Source organism: Pseudomonas lundensis, from assembly GCF_015377145.2.
Taxonomy (GTDB): Bacteria; Pseudomonadota; Gammaproteobacteria; order Pseudomonadales; family Pseudomonadaceae; genus Aquipseudomonas; species Aquipseudomonas lundensis.
This window is the reverse complement of sequence record NZ_CP062158.2, coordinates 356,236-380,594: the sequence shown is the minus strand read 5'-3', so window position 1 is coordinate 380,594 and position 24,359 is coordinate 356,236. Positions and strand designations below refer to the sequence as shown.

The following is a 24,359-nucleotide window of genomic DNA, read 5'->3' as shown; positions in this document are numbered from 1 at the left end:
AAATGCGCCTGATACTAAAAAAGCCCTTCAAACGATTCACTTAAGCTTTGCGCCATCAAGGAACTCAGGTCCTCCAAGGAGCGCATATGAAAATTCAGTCCACCCCGCCTGCCGGTCTCAACCCCGCCATCGCCACACCTGCACCCCCTGCCGCGCAAGCGCCCAAAGCCACGTTATCCACTGACCCGGTCGGCCAAAGCCTGACCAGCGCACTGAAGAGCGCGTCGGGGATTGTGATCAAAGACCAACTGCCGGACATCGGCCGTATCAAGCTGCTGACCCCGCTGCCGCAAGGGGCTGCGCACACCGTGGCGCAACAGGTCGGTCAGCGCCAATTGACCCTGCGTGAATTCGACAATGGCGTGGCGCAGCTGGAACTCAGCCGTCCGCCGTTGACCAGCCTGGTGCTCAGCGGGGGCGGTGCCAAAGGGGCCGCCTATCCGGGCGCGATCAAGGCGCTGGAAGACAACGGCGCACTCGACGGCATTCGCAGCATGTCGGGGTCGTCCGCAGGCGGCATCACGGCAGCGCTGCTGGCATCGGGCATGGGCGCGGGCGAATTCAAGACCCTGTCCGATGGCATGGACCTGATTTCACTGCTCGACAGCACCCACACAAAACACAAGCTGTTCCAGCGCATCTGCACGGAAATCGGCAATCTGGCGCACAAATACCTGCCCAAGGTCGGCAGCTTCACCCAGCTGATTCTCAACGTGTTGCCACGGGTTCAGTCCGAAGCCCTGCCGCTGGAAAAAGTCATTCGCGACGAGTCGTCCAAAGCCGTTCTGAACCAGATCAGCGCTCACCCGCAGGTGGCCAGCCAACCGGCCGTTGCGGCCATTGCCCACAAACTGGAGCAGGGCGGCGCGGTCACGTTTGGCGACCTCAAACTGTTGAGCCAGCACATCCCGCAGATCAAGGAACTGAACATCACCGGCACCGCAATGTACGAAGGTCGCCCACAGATGGTGGTGTTCAATGCCAGCCTCACGCCGGACATGAGCATTGCGCGGGCCGCGCATATTTCCGGCTCTTTCCCGGTGGTGTTCAAGCCGGTGGACGAACAGGCGCAACCGTTCCAGGTTGAAGGTGAACACACGGCATTCAAGGACGGCGGCGTGATGCTTAACGTGCCCGTCCCGGAAATGGTCGACAGGACGTTCAGCACCAGCCCGCTGCGCCAGTCAGACAACCTGATCCTCATGTTTGAGGAAGAAGAAGGCGTGGCGCCGGACCGTGGCGATCGTTTCGGCGGCGCGCTCACGGACTGGATGGTGGGCGCCCCGGTGGCCGCCCGGCTGATTCTGCAAAACGAAGCGCTGGCCGCGCACGACGACCAGACCGTGATCGTGCCGCTGAAAACGGACAAGGGCGATTTCAGCACCACGTTCGGCGGCACGCTGAATTTCAGCATGCCGGGGGATGTCAAAAATCACCTGCAAGAACGTCTCGATCAGGCGGTCAGCGGCCATCTTGAGCAGCGTGCCCTGACGCGCGAGCAGTACACGTTCGCGTCGATGGAGGCCGCCTTGAACGCGCTGGACGATGACATGCTCACCAGCCTCGCCGCCCAAAACCCCGCCCAGGCCGGGGACGTGTTGCAGTTCCGTCAGCAGGCACGCGAGGCGTTCAGCGAATTGACCGTGGCGATTGTGGCGCAGAACGGCACACCGGCCGGGCTGACGTTCAACGATCAGATGCGGGCGGCCTTCACCCAACTCGACGCGCTGGCCAGCACGCCGGAGCGCAAGGAGTGGCTGGCCAAGGAGCTGAACCACGCCGACAACGTGGATCATCAGCAATTGCTCAGCGCCGTGCGCGGGCAGGCCATCGAGTCGCCAGTGCTCAAGGCCGCGATCGAAGAAATGCAGGTGCGGACCGTGGCCGTGGTGGCCGAGAACATCCGCAAAGAAGTCATTTACCCGTCGTTGTACCGCGCCGGTCAGCCGGACTCCAACGTCGCCTTGCTACGCCGCGCTGAACACAGCCTGGCCCGGGCCACGACGGCGGCGCAGGTCAATCAGGTGCTCGACGACATCATCGACAACTATGGCGCGCGCAATAAGCCGTGGAGCAAGCCGTTGAGCTCCCCCACGATTGAAATGGCCAAAGCCTGGCGGATGGCGGAGTAAACACACATGAGCGTGCAACACTGGCTGGACCAATGGGGCATCCAACTGCCCGCGAACAATGCCGAAACCTGCCGCCTGCAAGTCGCGGATGACCCCGAGCTGGTGCTGGAGAAAGTGCCGGGCGGCTGGCTGATGGCGATGCGCCTGGGACGCCTGCCCAGCCCGATGCTACTGGGTGTGCAGCTGCAATTGCTGCAAGCCAACGGGCCCTTTTCAGCACTGGCGCCGGTGCATGTGGCGGCAGACAGCGCCGGGGATTTGGTGCTGTGGGTCGAGGTTCAGGAAGGGCACGTCGATGTGCCGACCCTGAATAACTGGTACGCCAAGCTGTGTCAGGGTCACAGGCATTTGAGCCCGTTGCTGGAGGCCGTGCCGGATCAGCCCCGGCCTGCGTCGGGCGCACGATTATTCGTTTGACCCCACACACGGTGCCCGCGCCGACGGCTGTTTGACGTATAAACAGCCGTCGTCCCATCGCATTAAGGAGCACGGGGTGCTGGCCACTTTATTGGTGTTGATCGCGGCCGTGTTGCATGCGGTCTGGAATACCCTGATCAAATTCAGCGGCGAGCGCCTGTTGGTCATCGCCTGCATGGACACCGTGGCACTGCTGGTTGTCGCCGTGCTGGTGGGGTTTGTGTCGTTCCCGCCGCTGGCTATCTGGCCGTGGATTCTGGCGTCCGCACTCTTCGAGTTGCTGTACCGCGTGCTGCTGATCCGCGCTTACCGGGTGGGGGATCTGGGGCTGGTGTACCCGCTGATGCGCGGCCTTTCGCCCTTGGTGGTGCTGGCGCTGACCCTGACGTTTGCCGCAGAAGCACTGAGCGGTCAGCAAATCATCGGCATCCTCCTGATTCCGTGCGGCATGGCGTGCCTGCTGTGGCAGGGCGGCGGCGGTGATCGTCTGCCGTGGTCAATGCTGCCGGTGGTCGCACTCATCGGCCTGTGCATTGGCTGCTATACCTTTCTTGATGGTCAGGCGCTACAGCGCTGGTCGCACCCGCTGGATTATCTGGTGTGGCTGACGCTCATCAGCGCGTGGCCGTTCCCGCTGCTGGCAATCACCCGCAAACGTGCCGCGTTCACGCTGTTCTGGCGCACGCAATGGCGGTTGGGGTTGGCGGTGGGGGTGTGCGTGCTGGTCAGCTATGCGCTGGTGCTGTGGGCGATGCAACTGGGCTCGATTGCCGAAGCCGCAGCCTTGCGCGAGGTCAGCGTGATTTTGGTGGTGCTGTTCGGCATGCGGTACCTCAAAGAACCTTTTGGCGGGCCCAGACTCTTAGCCTGTGGGCTGGTGCTGATCGGCATGCTCGTGATGAAACTCTAAAAAGGAAATTCCAATGACGGTTGCCTTCTGGTGTGTACTGATTGCCTTGTGTCTGCCGTACGTGTGTACCGCGGTGGCCAAGTTCAGCGGCGGCAAGTTCGGGCCTCGACAAAACCATGACCCGCGCGCGTTTCTCGACACCCTCGACGGGTTCGCCAAACGCGCCCACAGCGCCCAACTCAACAGCTTCGAAGTCACCCCGGCGTTTGCAGCCGCCGTGATCATTGCCGACATCGTCGGCAACGCCCAGCCCGTCACGATTGATGTACTGGCCGTGCTGTTTATCACCAGCCGCTTGCTGTACATCATTTGCTACCTGGCGGACTGGGCACTGCTGCGTTCGCTGGTGTGGTTCATCGGCATGGGGCTGATCGTCAGCTTTTTCTTCGTGTCGATGTAAACACTTGACGCCTGCGTGTCAGAAGTCGCCCCACAACTGCTGAGCCACGGCCAGCGCGACCACCGGGGCGGTTTCGGTACGCAACACCCGTGGGCCAAGGCGCGCCGGTTGATAGCCCGCCGCCTGGGCCTGATCGACTTCAGGGTCGGTCAAGCCGCCTTCCGGCCCGATCAGGAACGCCAGGCGTGACGGTTTGGCATGGCTGGCCAGCGGCGCGGAGACCGGATGCAGCACCAGCTTGAGGTCGGCTTGCGTGCTGTTGATCCAGTCAGTGAGCAGCATCGGCGGATGAATCACCGGCACCCGTGAACGCCCGCATTGCTCACATGCACTGATCGCCACCTGACGCCAGTGGGCCAGGCGTTTGTCGGCGCGTTCGTCCTTGAGCCGCACTTCGCAGCGCTCGCTCATGATCGGCGTGATTTCGTTGACCCCAAGCTCGGTGGCTTTCTGAATCGCCCAGTCCATGCGCTCGCCACGGGACAACCCCTGCCCAAGATGGATGGCCAGCGGCGACTCGACTTGCCCGGCGAAGGTTTCTTCCAGCAGCACGCGCACGCGTTTTTTGCCAACTTCCAGCAAGCGCCCGAGGAACTCGTGACCCGAGCCGTCGAACACTTGCAGGGCATCGCCCTCGGCCATGCGCAGCACGCGGCCTATGTAATGCGCCTGAGCCTCAGGCAATTCATGCTCACCGAGGCTCAACGGCGCATCGATGAAGAAACGGGACAATCTCATGTGTTTTCTCTGAAAAATGTGCGCTTCAGGCGCGAACGTGCGCGCATCTGAAGAAAATAACCCGAGGGTCTGCTCCCCGTTTCATTGCAAGCCGCGTCGCGGTGACACGGGAACAGCCCCTAGCCCGGGTCGCGGAAGTCCGGGTGGAAGTTCGCCGGTACGGCCACGCTGATGTCGCTGCGGGTCGCGATGTCGATGCCTTCGCTGGCCACTTCGGCCAGAAAGTCGATTTGCTCCGGGGTGATTACGTAAGGCGGCAAGAAATACACCACGCTGCCCAGCGGACGCAACAACGCACCACGTTCCAGCGCATGCTGGAACACTTTGAGCCCTCGGCGTTCCTGCCACGGGTACGCCGTTTTGCTGGCCTTGTCCTGGACCATTTCAATCGCCAGAACCATGCCGGTCTGACGCACTTCCGACACATGCGGGTGATCCGCCAAATGCGCCGTCGAGCTGGCCATGCGCTGCGCGAGGGCCTTGTTGCGCTCGATCACATCGTCTTGCTCGAAGATGTCCAGCGTGGCCAACGCGGCCGCACACGCCAGCGGGTTGCCGGTGTAGCTGTGGGAATGGAGGAAGGCGCGCAGGGTCGGGTAGTCGTCGTAGAAGGCGCTGTAAACCTCGTCGGTGGTCACACAGGCCGCCAAGGGCAAGTAACCGCCGGTCAATGCCTTGGACAGGCACAGGAAGTCGGGAGTGATACCGGCCTGCTCACACGCGAACATCGTCCCGGTGCGACCGAAGCCCACCGCGATTTCGTCGTGAATCAAGTGCACGCCATAACGGTCACAGGCTTCGCGCAACAATTTAAGGTACACCGGGTGGTACATGCGCATGCCCCCCGCCCCCTGAATCAGCGGCTCGACAATCACGGCGGCCACAGTGGCGTGGTGCTCGGCCAGGGTCTGCTCCATGGCCATGAACATCACGCGCGAGTGTTCTTCCCAGCTCATGCCGTCCGGGCGCAGGTAGCAATCGGGGCTGGGCACTTTAATCGTGTCGAGCAGCAGCGCCTTGTAGGTTTCAGTGAACAGCGGCACATCGCCCACCGACATCGCGGCCATGGTCTCGCCGTGATAGCTGTTGGTCAGGGTCACGAAGCGCTTTTTGTTCGGCTGGCCACGGTTGAGCCAGTAGTGAAAGCTCATTTTCAGCGCCACTTCTATGCAGGACGAACCGTTGTCGGCATAAAAGCAGCGGGTCAGGCCGTCTGGCGTCATCTTCACCAGACGCTCCGACAGCTCGATCACCGGCTGATGGCTGAACCCGGCCAGAATCACGTGCTCCAGCTGATCGACCTGATCCTTGATGCGCTGATTGATGCGCGGGTTGGCATGCCCGAACACGTTGACCCACCACGAGCTCACGGCATCGAGGTAGCGTTTGCCTTCAAAGTCTTCGAGCCACACGCCCTCACCGCGCTTGATCGGGATAAGCGGCAATTGCTCGTGATCTTTCATTTGGGTGCAGGGGTGCCATAAAACGGCTAAATCGCGCTGCATCCACTGATTATTCAGGCCCATTTCCACTCTCCTGGCGCTGGCTCCCGGCGTGTGCGGGCAAACAATCGCGCAAGCCTATGCAATGCGCGAGTTCGTAACAAGTCATTGCACTTGCAACAATGCGTATCGCTTCTATGGTGTGCTGACGACCGCCGTCGCCGGGGAGTCATGAATCATCGTTAATGTTTTCTTAATACCTTCCTCCCAGGCTACAGATCGTATTTATCGATACCTTCCAGCAAAAAAATGCGCTTTCATTCGATAGGTAAACGATTAGTCTTAGGCCCAAGTTCCTACAGGATGTTGGCAATGCAGCTACGCAACTCTTCTTCTCGCTACGGTGCGGTCAGTATTTTCTTGCATTGGTTTATTGCCCTGGCCGTGTTCGGCCTGTTTGCCCTGGGCTTGTGGATGGTCGGTCTCGACTATTACAGCCCTTGGCGCAAGGAAGCCCCGGACCTGCACAAAAGCATCGGTTTAACGCTACTGGCCCTGATGGTCATTCGCGTGGTGTGGCGCTGGATCAGTCCGGCACCGCCTGCATTGGCCAGCTACAGCCGTGCCACACGCATTGGCGCCAAGCTCGGCCATGGTTTTTTGTATCTAAGTTTGTTTGCGGTAATGATCGCCGGTTACCTGATTTCCACCGCCGAAGGCGTGGGCATCCCGGTATTCGGGCTGTTTGAAGTACCCGCACTGATTTCAAACCTGCCTGACCAGGCGGATGTGGCCGGTGTCGTGCATTTGTACCTGGCGTGGGCCGTGGTGATCTTTGCCGGTTTGCATGGTCTAGTCGCTCTCAAGCACCACTTTATCGATCGTGATGCGACCCTGACTCGTATGCTGGGACGCAAAGCCTGATGTTCAACCTCAACTCAAAAGGAATAGAACGCATGTTGAAAAAGACTCTCGCCGCTTTGGCACTGGGTACTGCACTGTTGTCCGCCGGCCAGGCCATGGCTGCTGACTACACCATCGACAAAGAAGGTCAGCACGCCTTTATCGACTGGAAAATCAGCCACCTGGGCTACAGCTTCATTCACGGTACGTTCAAAGACTGGAGCGGCACATTCTCCTGGGATGCTGCCAAGCCTGCTGACAGCAAAATCGACGTGACCCTGAAGACCGCCAGCCTGTTCTCGAACCACGCTGAACGTGACAAGCACATCGCCAGCAAAGACTTCCTGGACGTGAGCAAGTACCCGGAAGCCAAGTTCGTCTCGACCAAAGTCGTGCCGACGGGCGAGAAAACAGCTGACGTCACCGGTGACCTGACCCTGCACGGCGTGACCAAGCCCGTGACATTCAAGGCAACGTTCAACGGCGAAGGCAAAGATCCATGGGGCGGCGAACGTGCTGGCTTCAACGCCACCACGACCCTGAACCTGAACGACTTCGGCATCAAAGGCCCGGGCCCTACGTCTCAGACCCTGGACCTGGACATCACGCTGGAAGGTACAAAGAACAAGTAATAGCGCGTACACACGGCTAAAAAGAACGCCCCGGCTTGTGAGAGCCAGGGCGTTTTTTTGTGCGTGGGATTCCCCCCTTGGCCCGCGTCTGATGAGCGAACGGCGAGGGGCGAAGCCATGTTTGGCGACACAAAAAAACGCCCCCGATCTTGCGATGGAGGGCGTTTTTTATTCGTCAGTCACTCAGCGGTTGCGGGTCAGCAAGGCTGGCTTCTCACCGCGAGGACGGTTCGGCAGTTGATCGAGCTGCTCAGGGGTCGGGAAGCGATCGCTTTTCGACTCTTTGTGCATGATCTTCGGCTGATTCTCGCGAGGGCCTTTAACGGCTGGCTCCTGGCGATCATCCCGGGCTGGACGGTTCTCGCGACGGGCCTGGCCGTCACGCGGAGCGCCGTTGCGCGGGCCACTGCGTTTGGCAGGCGGCGTGCCGGTGCTGGCGCCCGTGCCGGTGCGTGGACCGTTCTGACGACCGCCGGTGCGACCGGCCGGAGCCGCGCCGGTGCCTTGCGCCGGAGCGCCCGGACGACGACCACGGCTCTGGTTGTTTTTGTTCTGGTACGGGCTGACGTAATCAGCGCGGTTACCAAAGTTGTCCACGTCGTCATCACGGAACTCGTCCGGCGCACGGTTGGCGTCCGGGCGCGGGACGGCAGCGGCCGCTTGCTGACGCGGTTCACGCGCCGGTGTGCCTTCGCGTGGTTTGTGCTCACGGGCCGGGCGTTCGCCACGGGCTGCGGCCGGTTTTTCTTTACCCTTGTCTTTGCCTTTGTCCTTACGACCGCCACCGCCGCCATTAGGACCATCGCCACGTGGACCACGCGGCGGGTTGCGCGGGTTACGCACATCCGGACGCTCACGCACTTCAGGCTTTTCAGCTTCAATCGTGCTGGCATCGAAGCCCATCAGGTCGCCGTCGGCGATTTTCTGCTTGGTCATGCGTTCGATGCTTTTCAGCAGTTTTTCTTCGTCCGGCGCAACCATCGAGATCGCTTCGCCCGAGCGACCGGCACGGCCGGTACGGCCGATACGGTGAACGTAGTCTTCATCCACGTTGGGCAGTTCGAAGTTGACCACGTGCGGCAACTGATCGATGTCCAGGCCACGGGCCGCGATATCGGTCGCAACCAGAATACGCACAGTGCCTGCCTTGAAGTCAGCCAGCGCTTTGGTGCGCGCGTTCTGGCTCTTGTTGCCGTGGATCGCGACAGCGCTCAGGCCATGCTTGTCCAGGTATTCAGCCAGACGGTTGGCGCCGTGCTTGGTGCGGGTGAAGACCAACACCTGCTCCCACGCACCGGCCGTGATCAAGTGCGCCAGCAGGGCGCGCTTGTGGCTGGCTGGCAGGCGGAACACGCGCTGTTCGATACGCTCGACCGTGGTGTTGGGCGGCGTGACTTCAATACGCTCCGGGTTGCGCAGCAGCTTGCCGGCCAGATCGGTGATGTCTTTGGAGAACGTCGCCGAAAACAGCAGGTTTTGACGCTTGGTCGGCAGACGCGCGAGCACTTTTTTCACGTCGTGGACGAAGCCCATGTCGAGCATCCGGTCGGCTTCATCGAGCACCAGGATTTCAACGTGGGAAAGGTCGACACTGCCTTGGCCCGCCAGGTCAAGCAAACGACCGGGGCAAGCGACCAGCACGTCTACACCGCGGGCCATGGCTTGAACCTGAGGGTTCATGCCAACGCCGCCGAAGATGCAGGCGCTGACGAACTTCAGGTCACGGGCGTAGAGCTTGAAGCTCTCGTGGACCTGTGCGGCGAGTTCGCGGGTAGGCGTCAGGACCAGTACGCGTGGTTGGCGTGGACCGTGACGCTGGGATTTGTCTGGGTGGCCATTGGGAAACAGCTTTTCCAGAATCGGAAGAGCGAAGCCGCCGGTTTTACCAGTACCTGTCTGAGCCGCAACCATCAGGTCGCGACCTTGCAACACGGCGGGAATGGCCCGCTGTTGCACCGGAGTAGGCTCGGTATAGCCCGCTGCTTCAATGGCGCGGACTAAAGCCTCGGAGAGACCGAGGGAAGCAAAGGACATGAGTAATCCTGTTCTAGTTAGGGCTTTGCCCAAAGGGATAGTCTTGCCTGGCGTGAATGGCGTTTATAGGAGACGCAATCCCGTCCGGTCCTGCTTCGGTCCTGAAGGTCCATTCGCACCGCTCGCGCTGGCAAGTGCTGCGCAGTAGCGGGGTTGAATGCCTTGTACAAGGACGAGCGGCCGGGCGTAAGCCTGGCGGAAAGCCCGGAGTATAACAGAGCATTCACAACGCGCCGATTTCATGCTGCTCAACGGTTTTGTACCCATCGAGCGCACCCGGCCTGTAACCGCTCGCGCCCGTGCAACGTGCGGCGGCGGTTACAGGCGCGTGAATCAGCGTGGCAACTTCAGGTTGTTCCAGATCGCCAGGCTCGGCTCAGACTGGTTCAAGGTGTAGAAGTGCAGCCCCGGCGCGCCGCCGTCCAGCAAGCGTTCGCACATCTCGCTGATCACTTGTTCACCAAACGCTTGAATGCTGTGCACGTCGTCGCCATAGGCTTCGAGCTGCTTGCGAATCCAGCGCGGGATTTCAGCGCCACACGCGTCAGAGAAACGCGCCAGCTTGCTGTAGTTGGTGATCGGCATGATACCCGGCACGATCGGCAGGGTGACGCCCGCGGCCTGTACGCGCTCAACAAACCGGAAGTAGCTGTCGGCGTTGAAGAAGTACTGGGTGATGGCGCTGTCAGCGCCCGCGTGGGCTTTGCGCACGAAGTTGCTGATATCGTCTTCGAAGTTGCGCGCTTGCGGGTGCATCTCCGGGTAAGCGGCGACTTCAATGTGAAAGTGGCTGCCGGTCTCTTCACGGATGAAGCTCACCAGGTCATTGGCGTAACGCAGTTCACCGCTGGCCATGCCCATGCCCGAAGGCAGGTCGCCACGCAGCGCAACAATGCGTTTGATGCCCGCAGCCTTGTACTGCTCCAGCAGGCCGCGCAGGTCGCTTTTGCTGTCGCCCACACACGACAGGTGCGGCGCCGCAGGCACGTGTACTTCGCTCTCCAGTTGCAGCACGGTATTGATCGTGCGGTCACGGGTAGAGCCACCGGCACCGTAAGTGCAGGAGAAAAAATCCGGGTTGAAGGTCGCCAGATGGCGAGCCGTGTTCATCAGCTTTTCATGTCCAGCATCGGTCTTGGTCGGGAAGAACTCGAAGCTGAAACGACGGTCTTGAGACATGGGAATACCCTTGCGTACGCGCAGGGGGCCAACAGCAACCCCTGACGCTGAACTCACACACAAAAAAAAGGCGGTCAGTGCATGCCTGGCCGCCTTTCTTTAATCAGTAACGGTAAGCGTCTGGCTTGAACGGGCCTTCGACGGTGACGCCGATGTAATCAGCCTGTTGCTTGGTCAACTGGGTGACCACGCCACCAAAACCGCGAACCATTTCCAGTGCTACTTCTTCGTCGAGCTTCTTGGGCAGCACTTCTACGGTCAGACGCTCGGCTTGCAGTTCAGCCGGCATGTCAGCGTACTTCTGGGCGAACAGGAAGATCTGCGCCAGCACCTGGTTAGCGAACGAACCGTCCATGATGCGGCTCGGGTGGCCTGTGGCGTTGCCCAGGTTCACCAGACGGCCTTCGGCCAGCAGGATCAGGTAGTCGTCGTTCTGCGGATCGAAATCGTTAGGGCCGGTACGGTGGATCTTGTGAACCTGCGGCTTCACTTCTTCCCATGCCCAGTTCTTGCGCATGAAAGCGGTGTCGATTTCGTTGTCGAAGTGACCGATGTTGCACACCACGGCGCGTTTTTTCAGCGCAGCCAGCATGTTTTTGTCGCACACGTTGACGTTACCGGTGGTGGTCACGATCAGGTCGATCTTGCCCAACAGCGCCGCGTCGATGCTGGCAGCAGTGCCGTCGTTCTGGCCGTTGATGAACGGCGAAACCACTTCGTAGCCGTCCATGCACGCTTGCATGGCGCAGATCGGGTCAACTTCGGAGACTTTAACGATCATGCCTTCCTGACGCAGGGACTGGGCCGAACCCTTGCCCACGTCACCGTAGCCGATCACCAGAGCTTGCTTGCCGGACAGCAAGTGGTCCGTGGCGCGCTTGATGGCATCGTTCAGGCTGTGACGGCAGCCGTACTTGTTGTCGTTTTTGCTTTTGGTCACCGAGTCGTTCACGTTGATCGCCGGGATCATCAGCTCGCCCTTGGCCAGCATGTCCAGCAGACGGTGTACGCCGGTGGTGGTTTCTTCGGTCACGCCGTGGATCTTCTTCAGCATGTCCGGGTATTTCTTGTGCAGCAGCTCGGTCAGGTCGCCGCCGTCGTCCAGGATCATGTTGGCATCCCATGGCTGGCCATCTTTGAGGATGGTTTGCTCCAGGCACCACTCGTACTCTTGCTCGGTTTCGCCTTTCCAGGCGAAAACCGGAATGCCGGCAGCAGCGATAGCGGCAGCGGCCTGGTCTTGAGTCGAGAAGATGTTGCACGACGACCAACGCACTTCGGCACCCAGGGCAACCAGGGTTTCGATCAGTACGGCGGTCTGGATGGTCATGTGGATGCAGCCCAGAATCTTCGCGCCCTTGAGCGGTTGTTCAGCGGCATACTTGCGACGCAGGCCCATCAGCGCCGGCATTTCGGACTCGGCGATAAAGGTTTCACGACGGCCCCATGGGGCAAGGGACATGTCAGCGACTTTGTAGTCGGTAAAACCTGCAGGCGTGTTTACAGCGCTCATAGAGAGCCTCCATTCGTTTAATCGCGAATGGGCGCCGTTGTGCGTTGAGTGCCTGCCCAGGGAGCCCTGAACAAACAACGCCCCATCCGAGCCTGACAGGTAAGACCTGCTGCAGCGCCCCTCGGACAGGTGGCGGGAACGGTACTGGGTGACAATGACCGTTGTGAAGCGGGGGTGATTATAGCCATCCGGGCAGATGATCCCAAGGCTTTATCCAAGGCTTTTTCATTTGCGTAATCGAGACCATAGTCGAAGCTTAATAGAGCTGGGCGCCATGGTCTGACATCATGCGCGGCATCTAACGGCAGACGGTCAGGAGTGAACATGAATTTCCACACCCGCAAATGGGTAAAACCCGAAGACCTCAACCCCAATGGCACCCTGTTTGGCGGCAGCTTGCTGCGCTGGATCGACGAAGAAGCCGCCATCTACGCCATCGTTCAACTGGGCAACCAGCGCGTAGTGACCAAATACATCTCTGAAATCAACTTCGTCAGCGCCTCCCGTCAGGGCGACATCATCGAGTTGGGCATCACCGCCACCGAATTTGGCCGCACCTCCATCACACTCACCTGCGAAGTGCGCAACAAGATCACGCGCAAGAGCATCCTCACCGTCGACAAGATGGTGTTCGTCAACCTCGGTGAAGACGGCCTGCCCTCACCTCATGGCCGTACCGAGATCAAATACGTCAAAGACCAGTTCCAGGATGAAAACCAGGCCTGATCCACCGCCTGCCCTCGCTGTCCGGGCACGGGACAACCTCAAGCGTCGCTGAGCCCCCTGTAAAGCAGGGGCACAGTGAACAGCTTCATGCCGCCAGTGTCGTACGCTTACACACGCTAACGGTCATGAAGCCTCATGGACACACAAAACACCGGCAAAACCCCCAACCTGTCGGCTGAAGAAGAGCACGACATCACTAAAAACCAGCCCCCGCGTGCGGCGGTGCTGCATGAAATCATCCGCTTGCAGGGCGATCAGGAATTGGAGCGCAGCGTCGCGGCCCTGTTCTGGTCAGCCCTGGCTGCCGGTCTGACCATGGGCCTGTCGCTCATGGCCATGGGGCTGCTCAACTCGCGGCTGCCCAGCGGCGAAGCCTTCAAAGTGATTGCCAGCTTCGGCTACTGCGCAGGCTTTTTGGCCGTGATTCTGGCTCGCCAGCAACTGTTTACCGAAAACACCCTCACCGCCGTGCTGCCCATCATGAGCAAACCGACGTTGAGCAATTTCGGGCGCCTGTTCAGGCTATGGGGAGTGGTGCTGGTGGGTAACCTGCTCGGCACCCTGCTGGTGGCCTACGTCATGCTGCACTTGCCGATTTTCGACACCCGGACCGACAACGCCTTTCTGGAAATCGGCCGTAAGGTCATGGAAAACGACACGCGCCAGATGTTCGCCAAGGGCATTATTTCCGGCTGGATGATCGCGACCATGGTGTGGATGATCCCGTCGATGGAAAGCGCCAAGATGTGGATCATCATCCTCATCACCTACCTGATGGCGCTGGGCGATTTCACCCACATCGTGGTCGGCACAGCAGAAGTGTCGTATCTGGTGTTTGCAGGCGAGCTGCCATGGAAGGACTTCTGGCTGATCTTTGCCGGCCCCACACTGGCGGGCAACATCATTGGCGGCAGTTTCATCTTTGCCTTGATCAGCCATGCGCAAATTCGCAGCGACAACCCGAAATCCACGAAAAGCTGATCGCTGCATCCGCAGGGGCCAAGGCGCCCCTGCGGGTCGAGTGGCGCTTTAAATCACGTAATGCGCGATTGCCACAAAATGCAGCAGGCTGCCTGCGATCACAAACAAATGCCAAATGCCATGGGCATGGCGCAGGCGATGATCCAGGGCAAAAAAGATAATCCCCACCGTGTACATCACACCGCCCGTGGCCAGCCAGATAAACCCGGCCGTGCCGAGCGCGGCAATCAGTGGCTTGACCGCCACCAGCACGATCCAGCCCATCACGGCGTAAATCACAATCGACAAAATACGCGCCTCGGAGCGCGGTTTGATCTCTTGCAGCATGCCAATCACCGCCATGCCCCACACGATCCCGAACAGCGACCAGCCCCACGGCCCATGCAACGTCACAAGGCAAAACGGCGTGTAACTCCCGGCGATCAACAGGTAAATCGACAGGTGATCAAACTTCTGCATGATCACCTTGGATCGCCCGCGCACGCTGTGATAAACGGTCGACACGCTGTACAGCAACACCAGCGTGACCCCATAAATTGCCGCGCTGACAATCTTCTGCGGGCTGCCGTCAAGGCACGCCATGACCAACAACCAAACACTGCCCACTGCGGCGGCCACGGCCCCCAGCAAGTGAGTCCAGGCATTGAGCTTTTCTCCGTGATACATCTGCAACATCCTCAATAGCCGATAGTGCGACTGTGTCACTTTGTTACGAGATAAGGGTCAAGGTTGCGAACTTAAAGGGCAATGCGGCGTTCGTCGAGGAAGACAGCATTTCTCCCCTTTAATCCTCAGACCTATAACTCAAACGCTTAAGACCTAACTCACACAAAATCCGCACTTTTCGCACACAAATCACCCATCCAACCTGACATAGCCTTTCGGCATACACGCCCAGAATCACTCTGCAGGCCCCACTAAAAATAACAGCCTGCGGGAGATCTCATGAAGCTGACGCCTACATGGACATCACCTCACTGGAACCGAAAAAGCCTACTGGCCATTTCGCACGACTGGGCAATCACCAATGCGCGGTGGATATCACGGTCAGGGTCTTTTCGGGGAGATCGCCATGCCACAGCACCTGGATCAGGTCGCGCCTGTTAAGCCCACGCGCTGGCAACTTTTTTACAACTTCGCATGGGTCGGGCTTTTAGGGTTTGGCGGGGTTTTGCCGTGGGCGCGGCAGATGATGGTTGATCGGCGTGGCTGGGTGAATGAAAAAACCTTCAATGAACTACTGGCCATCGGGCAGTTCTTCCCCGGCCCTAATGTCTGCAACGTGGCGATTATCTATGCGCGAAAGCAGCACGGGTTGCAGGGGGCCTGCCTTGCAGTGGTGGGGCTGTATTGCTTCCCTTCACTCATCACTGTTTCGGCGGGCCTGGCGTATGCCTCATGGTGGCAACATCAAACCGTCCAGCACGTGTTTGGCGCCATTTCACCCATTGCCACAGGGTTGATGCTCGGCACTGCATTGCGTCTGCTCAAGGCCATGCCACCTACTACCGCCAATTACACCGTGTTCGTTTTGACCTTCATATTGATGGGCGTGCTGGTGGTGCCGTTATGGACCGTGCTGTTGATCAGCATGACGGTCTCGATGGTCTGGCGCCTGATTGACCGCAACGCCTGAGGAGCAATCATGCAGCCGGTGCTGTTTCATCTGGTGCTCCAGTGCGGGTTGTGGTCGCTGATGGCCATCGGCGGTAACACCGTGGCACTAGGGGATATTCACCGTTACACGGTGGCCGAGATGCGATGGTTGAACGACGCACAGTTCGTGTCGTTTTTTGCCCTGTCTCAAGCACTGCCGGGCCCGAACGGGATGTTCCTCGTATTCATCTGGCAACACGTGGCGGGCGTACCCGGAGCGTTGGCGACATTGATCGCCAAATTGCTGCCGTGCTCTGCGTTGACATGGTTTGGCGCAGGCTGGCTGGAGCATCATGCCGATACACCTTGGGTGCTCATGACCAAGCGCGCACTCGTACCTGTTTCGATCGGGTTGATACTGGCAGCCAGTTACATTTTGATCGGCAGTCTTGAACTCAATCGCCTCAGCCTGTTGCTGACAACAGTCAGTGCGCTCGTGGTGGTGTTCAGCAAGCTCAACCCCCTTTGGTTGATCGCCATCGGCGTAGGGCTCGGATTGCTGAGCGCTCAGTCAGGGGCGTACTGGTTTGGAAGCTAAGGACTCAACTTTCCACGCACACACTGCCCTGCCCATGCAGTTTCATGGGATGCATCCCTTTCCCTTGCGCGAACTTTCCGAGACAATCCCCAACGCATTGCGCCTGACGGTTTACGCGCCTAGTCTCGCTCCGTCGCTGCTCATCAGCGATCGGGTTTAGCAGCTCGGATCACGTTAGGCGTACTTCGCCCCTTCAATACAGGCGCTTTTTTTTGCCTGAATTTTATGGTGGTCGTGCGCAGGGCACCTTCGGGTGCGCCGGTTTCCTAACGTACCGGCCTGCTAACCTGCGCTCGGCCGCCACCCTTCGTTTAGCAGCGAAACTGGCGGTCTCCACACTACGTTAGGAGTTCGTACCCATGCTCAAAATCACCCCGGATCCACCCGCCCACGGGACGTTTGTGTTGGCGTCCAATGATGAGTTGCTCAAGGACCGTGCCGCTGCGCAACGCGCCCTGAGTCACTACCTGCCCGGCAACACCGCCCGTCACCCAAGCATCGACGTAGAAAACGCATTGGTTCACGCGTCGGACTTGTTACGTTGCGCCAGCGTCTCGGCTGTTGAGGCAAGCAGCAACCTGGACGGGACGCAACGCGACTGGGTGTTGTCGGTGCTGTACTTGGTGGACATGGCCAGAACGCAGGTCGATCTATCGTTGAGCAGCCTCACGGCCCGCTGATCCAGACACGCGCCTGATTGACAGCAGGCGCGCTTCTATTTGTCATGAAACAGCCACGCTGTAAGCCCGTGGGCGCTCACTCACATGCCGTGCGAACACAGTCAGGGCTCAACAACTCAACCGCGTCCATTGTTCATTCGATGCACAGCGTATCTTTACACCGACTCAGCTTTACGGCGTTCAACTAATAAGGCCGCATGCCAAAACACATAAATTAAGGGCACGCCCCAAAACAACAAACTTATCCACCCATCTTGCCAACCTCGGACATCAATAAACGTTGAGACCCCTACCCCATAGAACAGCACTGCCGGTACAACTAAAAGAATGACCAAGATAAAAAAGTAGCGCCCCTTTGGCTTATCGACATACCCAAAACAGGTTGCAACCCAACTCATTAACGAAAGAATCAGGGCATACGCAAACGCACTGACAACAGCGCTAGAACTCTGCGTCCACACAAGATCCTTAATAAAAAACAAAGCCAGTGTGCTACACAACGCCAGCAATGAAAGCAACACGGTTAACAGCGTTAATACGAGCATAAAAGGGCGACTCTTTCTTCTCATCGCTGCCTCTTCAGCTTCGTCTTCACCGGGTCTTGCTCTTCGCAGGAGGGTCGATGAGATAAAACTCGCAGACATTCCGCCAAGCGTCATCAATGTGAAGTTGGTCAACAGCGTAAACACGGCTTCGCTATAGGCGCTTTTCTTTTTACCTTTTAATGTCTCTATGGCCTGTGCCTCAACATCCCCCAAGGCTGGGCATAATGCGCTGTTCCTCCCACACGCTTCACTTTGATAACGTAAATTCTTAACCACCTGTTCGACAGTCAGGTTCGAAACACTATTAGGTCCCGCACTGGACTGATTGACATAAGCCATATGAAACATCACTAAAAACGCACCGATCGCGGCAACAAAAAAACCTAAAACCCCTGCCAGCCCCAAAGGCAACTTCATTGTTACCACGGCCGCTATAACGCACACAATTAACCAAAAAAGAATATCAATGGCATACGGGGTTTCTTTTAACGCCGTCATAAATCCATTTGAAAAATCAAGCCATTCCATTCAACACTCCACACACCACATTTATTAAATACAAAAAAACACGTCTTAAACGGCCCCCAACACCAACCGCTCCAACGCCCACAAATCCGGGATCTTGGCCACATGCTCGCCCACTTGCACGGCAGCCCGTTCCAGCGGGCAGAGGGGCACGTCGACAAAGCTCAGTTGGCTGTCGAGTTTGTAGGAACGCGGGATGCCTTGGACCACCATGGCGATGTACTTGAGCGCCGGGTTGCCGCCCAAGGTGTTGAGGATGACGATGCGCGCGCGGTCGCCAATCAGCAGCGGGCTGCCGCAGGCCGCTTCGAAGCTGATGAGCGGCAAGGGATGGTCGCGCCAGATGATCTGGCGCAAGTGCCACGGCGGCGAGTCACTGCTGGGTTCGCCACGCTGGTAGTCGATCAGTTCTGCGATCGCAACGTTGGGCAGTAACAGGTCGCGATCGGCCAGCGGCAAGAGCAGGCACGTCAGGCTGCCTACACGGTGGTCAAGCATGGAAGGTGCTCCAGTAGGCGATGCGTTCCAGCAATACCGACTCTTGGTAGGGTTTGCCCAGGTAGTCGTTGACGCCAATGGCCATGGCGCGGTTCTGGTGTTTCTGCCCGGTACGCGAGGTAATCATGATGATCGGCATGTCTTTGAGGCGCGGGTCGTTACGCACGTGCGTGGCCACTTCGAAGCCGTCCATGCGCGGCATTTCGATGTCCAGCAGCATCAGGTCCGGGGTGTGTTCTTCGAGCACGCTCATGGCGTCGACCCCGTCTTTGGCGGTGATGACGTTCATGCCGTTGCGCTCCAACAGGCGGCTGGTGACTTTGCGCACGGTCACCGAATCGTCGACCACCAGCACCAACGGCGGGCGCACGGCCGGGATGAATTCGAGTCCGCCGCCTGCTTCGTGCTGGGCGCGCAGCAACGGCTGACGCACCTGATGCGCGCGGATGTAGGCCAGCAAATCCAGGATCAGCACCACACGGCCATCCCCCAGAATCGTCGCACCCGACAACCCCTGCACGGCAGCAAATTGCGGGCCGAGGCTCTTGACCACGATCTCGCGCGAGCCCGCCAGGGCATCGACTTGCAGGGCCACGCGCATGTCCTGGCAATGCACCAGCAGCACCGGCAATGAATGGGTTTCGCCCGCCAGCTTGGGTTTGACCACGGTCTGTAACAACTCGCCCAGATACCGCAGTTCGTAGGTCTGGCCGCCGTAGTGATACAGCGGCGGGTTGAGTTGGTAATAGCTTTCCAGCTCGCTGGGCATGACCCGCACGATGCCTTCAACGGTGTTAAGCGCGATGGCGTATTGCTCATCGGCGCACTGCACCATCAAGGCCCGGTTGAGGGACACACTGAACGGCAGACGAATCTGAAAGTGCACGCCCTGCCCTGCCACCGAGTCGAGGGTCATGCTGCCCCCCAACTGACGCACTTCTTCGTGGACGACGTCCATGCCCACGCCGCGCCCGGAAATCTGGGTGATTTTCTCGGCCGTGGAGAAGCCCGGTTGCAAGATGAACTGCAACACGTCGCGGTCGCTGACGCTGTTCAGCGGGTCCAGCAGGCCGCGATGGATCGCTTTGCGGCGCACGGCTTCAAGCGGGACACCGGCGCCGTCGTCGCGGATATCAAACACCACGTCGCCGCCTTCGTTGGACAGCTCAAGCGTAATCATCCCTTGCTCGGGCTTGCCGCTGGCATGGCGCACCTCGGCAGGCTCCAGACCGTGGTCGACGGCGTTGCGCAGCATGTGCTCCAACGGCGCCACCATGCGCTCCAGCACGTTGCGGTCAATCTCGGCTTCGGCGTTGATGACGCTGAATTCGACCTGTTTGCCCAACTCGCTGGCCACCTGGCGCACCACCCGCTTGAGGCGCGGCAAAACGCGCTCGAACGGCACCATGCGGGTGCCCATCAGGCCCTCTTGTAACTGGGTGTTCACCCGCGCCTGTTTTTGCAACAGGTTGTGTGCGTCCTGATTGCGCGCGGCCAGTGTGGCCTTGAGGTCGAACAGGTCGGACGCGGACTCGAACAGCGCACGCGACAGTTGTTGCAACTGCGAATGCCGGTCCATTTCCAGCGGGTCGAACTCGTCGTAGGCCAGCCCCTCCGCCTCGCTGTGCGGACGGTTGTGCAAACGGCCCTGGGTTTCGATGTCGAGACGGCGCAGCTGGTCGCGCATGCGCTCCAGCGTGGTTTGCATCTCATTGAGCGCGACGTGGCCATCGTTGATCTGTTGCTCGATACGGCCGCGAATCATCGAGGTTTCGCCCGACAGGTTGACCATGTCTTCCAGCAATTCGGCCGGCACCTTGACCGTGTCCAGCCCGGTGCGCTCGCCTTCGGTCACCGCCGTGGCACTGGCTTCGGCCTTGCTCGGTGCGGGGGGCTGGGGCGCTTGCGGGTCTGAGCGTTCGGTGCTGCGAATTCGCGCAATCAAGTCCTGCGGCGACTGCAACGGCTGCCCGCTGCGCAGGGCGTCGAGCATTTGCGCGGTGCGGTCATGGCAACCCTGCAACAAGGCAAACAACTCGGCATCCGCCGTGACCACGCCAGCGGACACGTCTTCCAGCAGGGTTTCCAGTTCGTGGGCGAAGTCGCCAATGGCGGTGATTTCCACCATGCGCGCGCCGCCTTTGAGGGTGTGCAGATCGCGCAGCAGGTTTTCGACTTCAAGGGTGTTTTGCGGTTCGGCTTGCCAGCGCGCCAACGCGGCGCCCGAGCTTTCGAGGATGTCGAAGGCTTCTTCGAGGAAGATTTCCAGCAACTCGGGATCGGCGCCGCTGGTTGGGTCCGGCTCAGCGACGGGCTGCCCGGCAACCGGCGGGCCGGGATGACGATAGCCGCGAATGGCCTCAATCAGTTCAAAGGGCTCGCGCAGCGGTTGCTGCTGTTGCAGGTGTTCAAGCATGAGGGCCAGGTGCTGGTGGCTGCGAACCAGCAACTGCGCCAGCGCCGGGCTCTCGTTGGCACGGCGGTCCAGCAGGCCCTCGTACAAGTGTTCCAGCTCATGGGCCAAATCGCCCACCGGGACGACGCCCGCCATGCGTGCCCCGCCCTTGAGGGTGTGCAAATCACGCTGCAACGATGACAGGGGCGCGAGGCTGTCGGGCTCGCTCAACCAGCGCTGCAAGGCCTGGCCCGCGCTCTCCAGAATGTCTACCGCTTCTTCGAGGAAAATGGCGACTATTTCGTCGTCCAGCCCGTCATCGTCGTCCTCGCCTGCGATCTCATCGAGTTGTGCAGTGGCAGCCCCCAGCTCGGTGATGTCCAGGGTCTGGCCGCCTTCGCGGCGGATCAACCCCGTGGCGTCGGGCGCCAACCCTTGGTGCAGTAATTGGTTCAAGGTGTGGATGAGGGTCGGCTGCGGGGTAATTTCCTGACCTGCGGCCAATTGGTCGAGCATGTTAATCAGCGCTTCGTGGGCCTCATCGGCCACGTCGAAAAAACGATCGCTGACGGCCAGACTGCTTTCTTCAACCGCCCCATACAGGTCCAGCAGGGCTTCGCACAGCGCGTCGACCGGTTGCAGGTCGAGCGCGTGCGCGGCCTCGCCCAAGGCGGTCAACAGGTCCAGCAGCGTGTCGAGCCCCTCGCGCTCATGGGGGTGCTGACGCCAGTGACGCAGCAGGTCTTCGGCGTCAAACAGGGTGTCCATGCCCTGTTCCAGAAACGCCGTGATGCGCTGCGGGTCGCGCTTGGGCACCAACGCGCTGCCGGTTGCGTTGAGCAACGCATCCAGCCGGTCGGCAATCAGGCATTCCGTGCGCTCAATCAGAGAGCGCGCGCCCTGGATGTCGGCCAGCGGATCAACGTCCAGTTGCTTCAAGCCGCGGTGCAACAGGCCGTCGGCTTCGAGCAGCAGCTCGATTTCGTCCAGATCCAGCGCCACGTGATGGGCTTTGTACTCACGCACCAGATGGTCCAGTGGCGCCGCCAGTTCGGCCATGGGCAACACGCCCGCCATGTGTGCGCTGCCTTTGAGCGTGTGCACGGCACGTTGCAGGTCATCACTGGCATGCAGCGGCATGTGCGCGCTGGCCTGATCGAGGAAGCGGTTCAACGTGTCGAGGTGGGTCTGCGCTTCCTGCCGGAAGATCTCCAGTAATTGCGGGTCAAAGGCCGGGCTGTCCTGCTCGATCAACAGCGGCAAAGGATCGCCTTGGGACAACTGATGCGCCCGCGCGGCCAGTGCGTCGACGTCGTCGCGCTGACGCTGGTCTCGCTCGGCAAACGCCTGGATCAAGTCGGGCAGGATCACCAGCGTGTCTTCGAGCAACTGATGAATCGCCGGCCCCGGCGCCACGCTGCGTTCGATCACCCGGTTGAGCAGGTTTTCGACTGCCCACGCCAGTTCACCCAGCACCAGGGCGCGCACCATGCGTCCGCTGCCTTTCAAGGTGTGAAAGCCGCGTCGCAGCTCACTCAGCGCGTTGCTGTCCGCTGGGTTGGCCACCCATTGCGGCAGGGCTTCGTGCAGCGCCATCAGCACTTCATCGGTTTCTTCGAGGAAGACTTCGAGCAGTTCTTCGTCCACCGGCACCTCGTCCACCGGGGGCGGCAACAGGCTGCCGGGGATGTGCTGCGCGGGCGGGTTGAGCGCCGACACCGGGCTAGCCAACACGTCGGCCAGGCTTTGCACCACCTGCGGGTCTTGCAACTCTTGCAAGTCTTCCATCACCAGCACTTCGGTCGGGCTGAGGATGTCATCGAGCAGCGGGACATTGCGTTCGGCCGGGGCATACCCGAGCGCGATCAGGCTGTTTTCGGCACGGTCCAGTACGGCCTCGCCTGCCGCGCCGGGGTCCAGGGCCAGACGCTCCAAATAGTATTCGATGCTCACCAGTGCGTCGGCAAAGTGGTCGATGTGTCGCGCATCGGGCCGCTCGCGGCCCAGCAGCAGGTGCTCGCATAAGTAGTCGTCACAGGCTTGCAGCAAGCTGGCAGCGCGGTTGAGCGGGATCATCGCCAGCGCCCCGCGAATTTGCGTGAGCAAACCCGGCACCGCCTGCAACGCCTCGCGGTCGTAATCGGCGGCCAGGTAATCGTTGATCAAGTCTTTGGCTTCGTCGAACACCAGCCGCGCTTCCTTGATCACCAACTGGTGGATTTGCATCAGGTCGGTGGTGGGCAGGCGGCTTTCTTCGCGTTGCGAAGGTTCGACGCTGCCGACCATCCCGGCCAGCGTGGCCTCGACGTACAGCAGCGCGGCGGCAACGTCCATCAACACCGGGTCCGTTGGCTCGCGCTGGCCCTGAGCCAGGCTCTGCACCACGGCCAGTTGGTCAATGATGACCTTGCGCGGCTGGCCAAAGCCTAAAACGGCCAGCGTGTCGGCTATCTGCCGCAGCGGCGCCAGCAGGCTGCTGAGCTCCGACACGTGGGTGCGGTCGCTGCGCACGAACAGGTCGAGGCGCTCCTTGACCCGCACCAGTTCCTCACACAGCGCGGCTACGACGGAGCGCATGGCATCGCGGTCCGGCCCGGCCAGGCGCGCGCGCTCGGCGTCGACCATGGCCGCATCGGGCATGGCTTCGTCCAGTTCGTACAGGGCTTTGAGGCTGAGCATTTTCGGCGTGGGGCGCTCAGCCTTGGCGATGTAAAACAACAGGCTGGTGACGAGCCTGTCGGAAGCGGGCTGATTGACCGCTTCGATGCCCTGGGCCTGCAGCCGTTGTAGCGGTTTGTCGGTTTCTCTGAGCAGGCTGCGCAGCGCCGGGCTGTTGGCGACTTTGCCCTTGAGCATGCCTTCGACCAACGCCGAGGCGATTGTCCACAGCGCATTGAGGGGCGCGCCCCGGCACAGGGTTTCCAGTTGCGCAAAGACCTCGGCCAGTTGCGCCAACTGACCCGGCACGTCGTCTTCACGCAGCAGCCCCAGCAACGCACTTTGCAGGTGTTGACGCAGGGCAGGCACCCGCTCGGACACGTCCTGCACCGGCAGTTGCGCCAGCGGCTCCAGCACTTGCAAGGGCGGGCTGAACAGGCTGGTTTGCGCAAGCAGGGGTTGGCCCCGGGCGGTGCGCAGGTCGTTGATTAAAGGCAGCACCACCAACGGCCAGTCGCGCCGGGCGCTGTGCACGCGGTCCAAATAAAGCGGCAATTGGTTGAAGGCCTGTTGCAAGACCCGCACGGCCTCGTCGAGCTGGCTGACGCGCCCGTGTTGCAGGGCCATCACCAACTGCTCCATCTCTTCGGCCAGCAACGCAGCGCCGTAGAACTCGACCATCAACAAGCTGCCATGCACTTGATGCACGCACGTCAGGCACTGCGCCAGCGCCTGGGGCGAAGGCTGCAACGTATAGCCGTCCAGCGCTGCGCGGGCCAGTTTGAGGGTCTCGCCGATTTCGTCTTTGACCCACTCAAGGGCTACGTAGTCGTGCCGGTCAACCATAACGACTCCCG

At 60.2% G+C, this 24,359-nt stretch carries 20 protein-coding genes and 1 riboswitch; of the genes, 11 read left to right on the top strand and 9 right to left on the bottom strand.

The window, feature by feature from the left end; all coding sequences use genetic code 11:
* The first annotated feature begins 86 nt into the window (after nucleotides 1–86).
* The 4 genes from IF654_RS02040 to IF654_RS02025 all read left to right on the top strand — a co-directional run bounded on the left by IF654_RS02040 (nucleotide 87) and on the right by IF654_RS02025 (nucleotide 3,859).
* On the top strand, nucleotides 87–2,132 hold the full coding sequence (locus IF654_RS02040) for a patatin-like phospholipase family protein (RefSeq protein ID WP_094987261.1): 2,046 nt from the start codon (nucleotides 87–89) through the stop codon (nucleotides 2,130–2,132).
* A gap of 6 nt (nucleotides 2,133–2,138) precedes the next feature.
* Nucleotides 2,139–2,549 (top strand): CesT family type III secretion system chaperone, encoded by a 411-nt coding sequence (locus IF654_RS02035; RefSeq protein WP_047278298.1) that lies wholly within the window; start codon nucleotides 2,139–2,141, stop codon nucleotides 2,547–2,549.
* Between the two features lie 76 nt (nucleotides 2,550–2,625).
* Nucleotides 2,626–3,459, top strand: coding sequence for a DMT family transporter (locus IF654_RS02030; protein WP_047278299.1), 834 nt, complete (start codon nucleotides 2,626–2,628; stop codon nucleotides 3,457–3,459).
* Between the two features lie 13 nt (nucleotides 3,460–3,472).
* Complete coding sequence (locus tag IF654_RS02025) at nucleotides 3,473–3,859, top strand: MAPEG family protein (protein ID WP_047278301.1); 387 nt, start codon at nucleotides 3,473–3,475, stop codon at nucleotides 3,857–3,859.
* A gap of 18 nt (nucleotides 3,860–3,877) precedes the next feature.
* Here the strand turns inward: IF654_RS02025 and IF654_RS02020 are convergent, their stop codons facing one another.
* Both IF654_RS02020 and IF654_RS02015 read right to left on the bottom strand, forming a co-directional pair.
* Nucleotides 3,878–4,597, bottom strand: a complete 720-nt coding sequence (locus IF654_RS02020; RefSeq protein ID WP_047278302.1) for a 16S rRNA (uracil(1498)-N(3))-methyltransferase — start codon at nucleotides 4,595–4,597, stop codon at nucleotides 3,878–3,880.
* A 119-nt stretch (nucleotides 4,598–4,716) separates the two neighbouring features.
* Nucleotides 4,717–6,123, bottom strand: a complete 1,407-nt coding sequence (locus IF654_RS02015; RefSeq protein WP_047278304.1) for an adenosylmethionine--8-amino-7-oxononanoate transaminase — start codon at nucleotides 6,121–6,123, stop codon at nucleotides 4,717–4,719.
* A 288-nt stretch (nucleotides 6,124–6,411) separates the two neighbouring features.
* Here IF654_RS02015 and IF654_RS02010 point away from each other — a divergent pair, with 288 nt between their 5' ends.
* On the top strand, nucleotides 6,412–6,963 hold the full coding sequence (locus tag IF654_RS02010) for a cytochrome b (RefSeq protein ID WP_047278307.1): 552 nt from the start codon (nucleotides 6,412–6,414) through the stop codon (nucleotides 6,961–6,963).
* Between the two features lie 32 nt (nucleotides 6,964–6,995).
* Nucleotides 6,996–7,574: a YceI family protein gene (locus tag IF654_RS02005; RefSeq protein ID WP_047278309.1), complete on the top strand. Its 579-nt coding sequence runs from the start codon at nucleotides 6,996–6,998 to the stop codon at nucleotides 7,572–7,574.
* 183 nt (nucleotides 7,575–7,757) lie between these two features.
* Here the strand turns inward: IF654_RS02005 and IF654_RS02000 are convergent, their stop codons facing one another.
* The 3 genes from IF654_RS02000 to ahcY form a co-directional block, all read right to left on the bottom strand.
* Nucleotides 7,758–9,608 (bottom strand): DEAD/DEAH box helicase, encoded by a 1,851-nt coding sequence (locus IF654_RS02000; protein ID WP_047278311.1) that lies wholly within the window; start codon nucleotides 9,606–9,608, stop codon nucleotides 7,758–7,760.
* 333 nt (nucleotides 9,609–9,941) lie between these two features.
* On the bottom strand, nucleotides 9,942–10,787 hold the full coding sequence (gene metF, locus IF654_RS01995) for a methylenetetrahydrofolate reductase [NAD(P)H] (protein WP_047278314.1): 846 nt from the start codon (nucleotides 10,785–10,787) through the stop codon (nucleotides 9,942–9,944).
* A 103-nt stretch (nucleotides 10,788–10,890) separates the two neighbouring features.
* Nucleotides 10,891–12,300, bottom strand: a complete 1,410-nt coding sequence (gene ahcY / locus IF654_RS01990; protein WP_047278316.1) for an adenosylhomocysteinase — start codon at nucleotides 12,298–12,300, stop codon at nucleotides 10,891–10,893.
* A gap of 22 nt (nucleotides 12,301–12,322) precedes the next feature.
* A riboswitch (S-adenosyl-L-homocysteine riboswitch) is annotated at nucleotides 12,323–12,429 on the bottom strand.
* A gap of 195 nt (nucleotides 12,430–12,624) precedes the next feature.
* Between ahcY and IF654_RS01985 the strand changes: the two genes are divergently transcribed.
* Both IF654_RS01985 and IF654_RS01980 read left to right on the top strand, forming a co-directional pair.
* Nucleotides 12,625–13,026: an acyl-CoA thioesterase gene (locus IF654_RS01985; protein WP_047278318.1), complete on the top strand. Its 402-nt coding sequence runs from the start codon at nucleotides 12,625–12,627 to the stop codon at nucleotides 13,024–13,026.
* 135 nt (nucleotides 13,027–13,161) lie between these two features.
* Nucleotides 13,162–14,007, top strand: a complete 846-nt coding sequence (locus IF654_RS01980) for a formate/nitrite transporter family protein (RefSeq protein ID WP_047279443.1) — start codon at nucleotides 13,162–13,164, stop codon at nucleotides 14,005–14,007.
* 48 nt (nucleotides 14,008–14,055) lie between these two features.
* Here IF654_RS01980 and trhA read toward each other — a convergent pair whose 3' ends face one another.
* Complete coding sequence (gene trhA / locus IF654_RS01975) at nucleotides 14,056–14,673, bottom strand: PAQR family membrane homeostasis protein TrhA (protein WP_047278321.1); 618 nt, start codon at nucleotides 14,671–14,673, stop codon at nucleotides 14,056–14,058.
* Between the two features lie 406 nt (nucleotides 14,674–15,079).
* Between trhA and IF654_RS01970 the strand changes: the two genes are divergently transcribed.
* The 3 genes from IF654_RS01970 (at nucleotide 15,080) to IF654_RS01960 (ending at nucleotide 16,881) form a co-directional block, all read left to right on the top strand.
* Nucleotides 15,080–15,643: a chromate transporter gene (locus IF654_RS01970; RefSeq protein ID WP_094987265.1), complete on the top strand. Its 564-nt coding sequence runs from the start codon at nucleotides 15,080–15,082 to the stop codon at nucleotides 15,641–15,643.
* A gap of 9 nt (nucleotides 15,644–15,652) precedes the next feature.
* Complete coding sequence (locus IF654_RS01965; protein ID WP_194862805.1) at nucleotides 15,653–16,201, top strand: chromate transporter; 549 nt, start codon at nucleotides 15,653–15,655, stop codon at nucleotides 16,199–16,201.
* A gap of 359 nt (nucleotides 16,202–16,560) precedes the next feature.
* Complete coding sequence (locus IF654_RS01960; RefSeq protein ID WP_052892220.1) at nucleotides 16,561–16,881, top strand: DUF6124 family protein; 321 nt, start codon at nucleotides 16,561–16,563, stop codon at nucleotides 16,879–16,881.
* 155 nt (nucleotides 16,882–17,036) lie between these two features.
* On the opposite strand, the gene IF654_RS01955 is transcribed toward IF654_RS01960, so the two are convergent.
* From IF654_RS01955 to IF654_RS01945, 3 genes are read right to left on the bottom strand one after another with little or no spacing between them, the layout of a single operon-like run.
* The gene (locus tag IF654_RS01955; protein WP_047281466.1) at nucleotides 17,037–17,954 is read right to left on the bottom strand and encodes a hypothetical protein; all 918 of its coding nucleotides are present in this window, start codon (nucleotides 17,952–17,954) and stop codon (nucleotides 17,037–17,039) included.
* Between the two features lie 45 nt (nucleotides 17,955–17,999).
* Nucleotides 18,000–18,449 (bottom strand): chemotaxis protein CheW, encoded by a 450-nt coding sequence (locus IF654_RS01950; protein WP_047281467.1) that lies wholly within the window; start codon nucleotides 18,447–18,449, stop codon nucleotides 18,000–18,002.
* Nucleotides 18,442–24,348: an Hpt domain-containing protein gene (locus tag IF654_RS01945; protein ID WP_194862806.1), complete on the bottom strand. Its 5,907-nt coding sequence runs from the start codon at nucleotides 24,346–24,348 to the stop codon at nucleotides 18,442–18,444. Before IF654_RS01945 ends, IF654_RS01950 begins: the two co-directional genes overlap by 8 nt.
* Nucleotides 24,349–24,359 lie beyond the last annotated feature (11 nt).

Bases quoted from the DNA above. Each gene is read 5' to 3' on its own strand.
- IF654_RS02040 (WP_094987261.1), top strand. From the start codon at position 87: ATGAAAATTCAGTCCACCCCGCCTGCCGGTCTCAACCCCGCCATCGCC.
- IF654_RS02035 (WP_047278298.1), top strand. From the start codon at position 2,139: ATGAGCGTGCAACACTGGCTGGACCAATGGGGCATCCAACTGCCCGCG.
- IF654_RS02025 (WP_047278301.1), top strand. From the start codon at position 3,473: ATGACGGTTGCCTTCTGGTGTGTACTGATTGCCTTGTGTCTGCCGTAC.
- IF654_RS02020 (WP_047278302.1), bottom strand. From the start codon at position 4,597: ATGAGATTGTCCCGTTTCTTCATCGATGCGCCGTTGAGCCTCGGTGAG.
- IF654_RS02015 (WP_047278304.1), bottom strand. From the start codon at position 6,123: ATGGGCCTGAATAATCAGTGGATGCAGCGCGATTTAGCCGTTTTATGG.
- IF654_RS02010 (WP_047278307.1), top strand. From the start codon at position 6,412: ATGCAGCTACGCAACTCTTCTTCTCGCTACGGTGCGGTCAGTATTTTC.
- IF654_RS02005 (WP_047278309.1), top strand. From the start codon at position 6,996: ATGTTGAAAAAGACTCTCGCCGCTTTGGCACTGGGTACTGCACTGTTG.
- IF654_RS02000 (WP_047278311.1), bottom strand. From the start codon at position 9,608: ATGTCCTTTGCTTCCCTCGGTCTCTCCGAGGCTTTAGTCCGCGCCATT.
- metF (WP_047278314.1), bottom strand. From the start codon at position 10,787: ATGTCTCAAGACCGTCGTTTCAGCTTCGAGTTCTTCCCGACCAAGACC.
- ahcY (WP_047278316.1), bottom strand. From the start codon at position 12,300: ATGAGCGCTGTAAACACGCCTGCAGGTTTTACCGACTACAAAGTCGCT.
- IF654_RS01985 (WP_047278318.1), top strand. From the start codon at position 12,625: ATGAATTTCCACACCCGCAAATGGGTAAAACCCGAAGACCTCAACCCC.
- IF654_RS01980 (WP_047279443.1), top strand. From the start codon at position 13,162: ATGGACACACAAAACACCGGCAAAACCCCCAACCTGTCGGCTGAAGAA.
- trhA (WP_047278321.1), bottom strand. From the start codon at position 14,673: ATGTATCACGGAGAAAAGCTCAATGCCTGGACTCACTTGCTGGGGGCC.
- IF654_RS01970 (WP_094987265.1), top strand. From the start codon at position 15,080: ATGCCACAGCACCTGGATCAGGTCGCGCCTGTTAAGCCCACGCGCTGG.
- IF654_RS01965 (WP_194862805.1), top strand. From the start codon at position 15,653: ATGCAGCCGGTGCTGTTTCATCTGGTGCTCCAGTGCGGGTTGTGGTCG.
- IF654_RS01960 (WP_052892220.1), top strand. From the start codon at position 16,561: ATGCTCAAAATCACCCCGGATCCACCCGCCCACGGGACGTTTGTGTTG.
- IF654_RS01955 (WP_047281466.1), bottom strand. From the start codon at position 17,954: ATGGAATGGCTTGATTTTTCAAATGGATTTATGACGGCGTTAAAAGAA.
- IF654_RS01950 (WP_047281467.1), bottom strand. From the start codon at position 18,449: ATGCTTGACCACCGTGTAGGCAGCCTGACGTGCCTGCTCTTGCCGCTG.
- IF654_RS01945 (WP_194862806.1), bottom strand. From the start codon at position 24,348: ATGGTTGACCGGCACGACTACGTAGCCCTTGAGTGGGTCAAAGACGAA.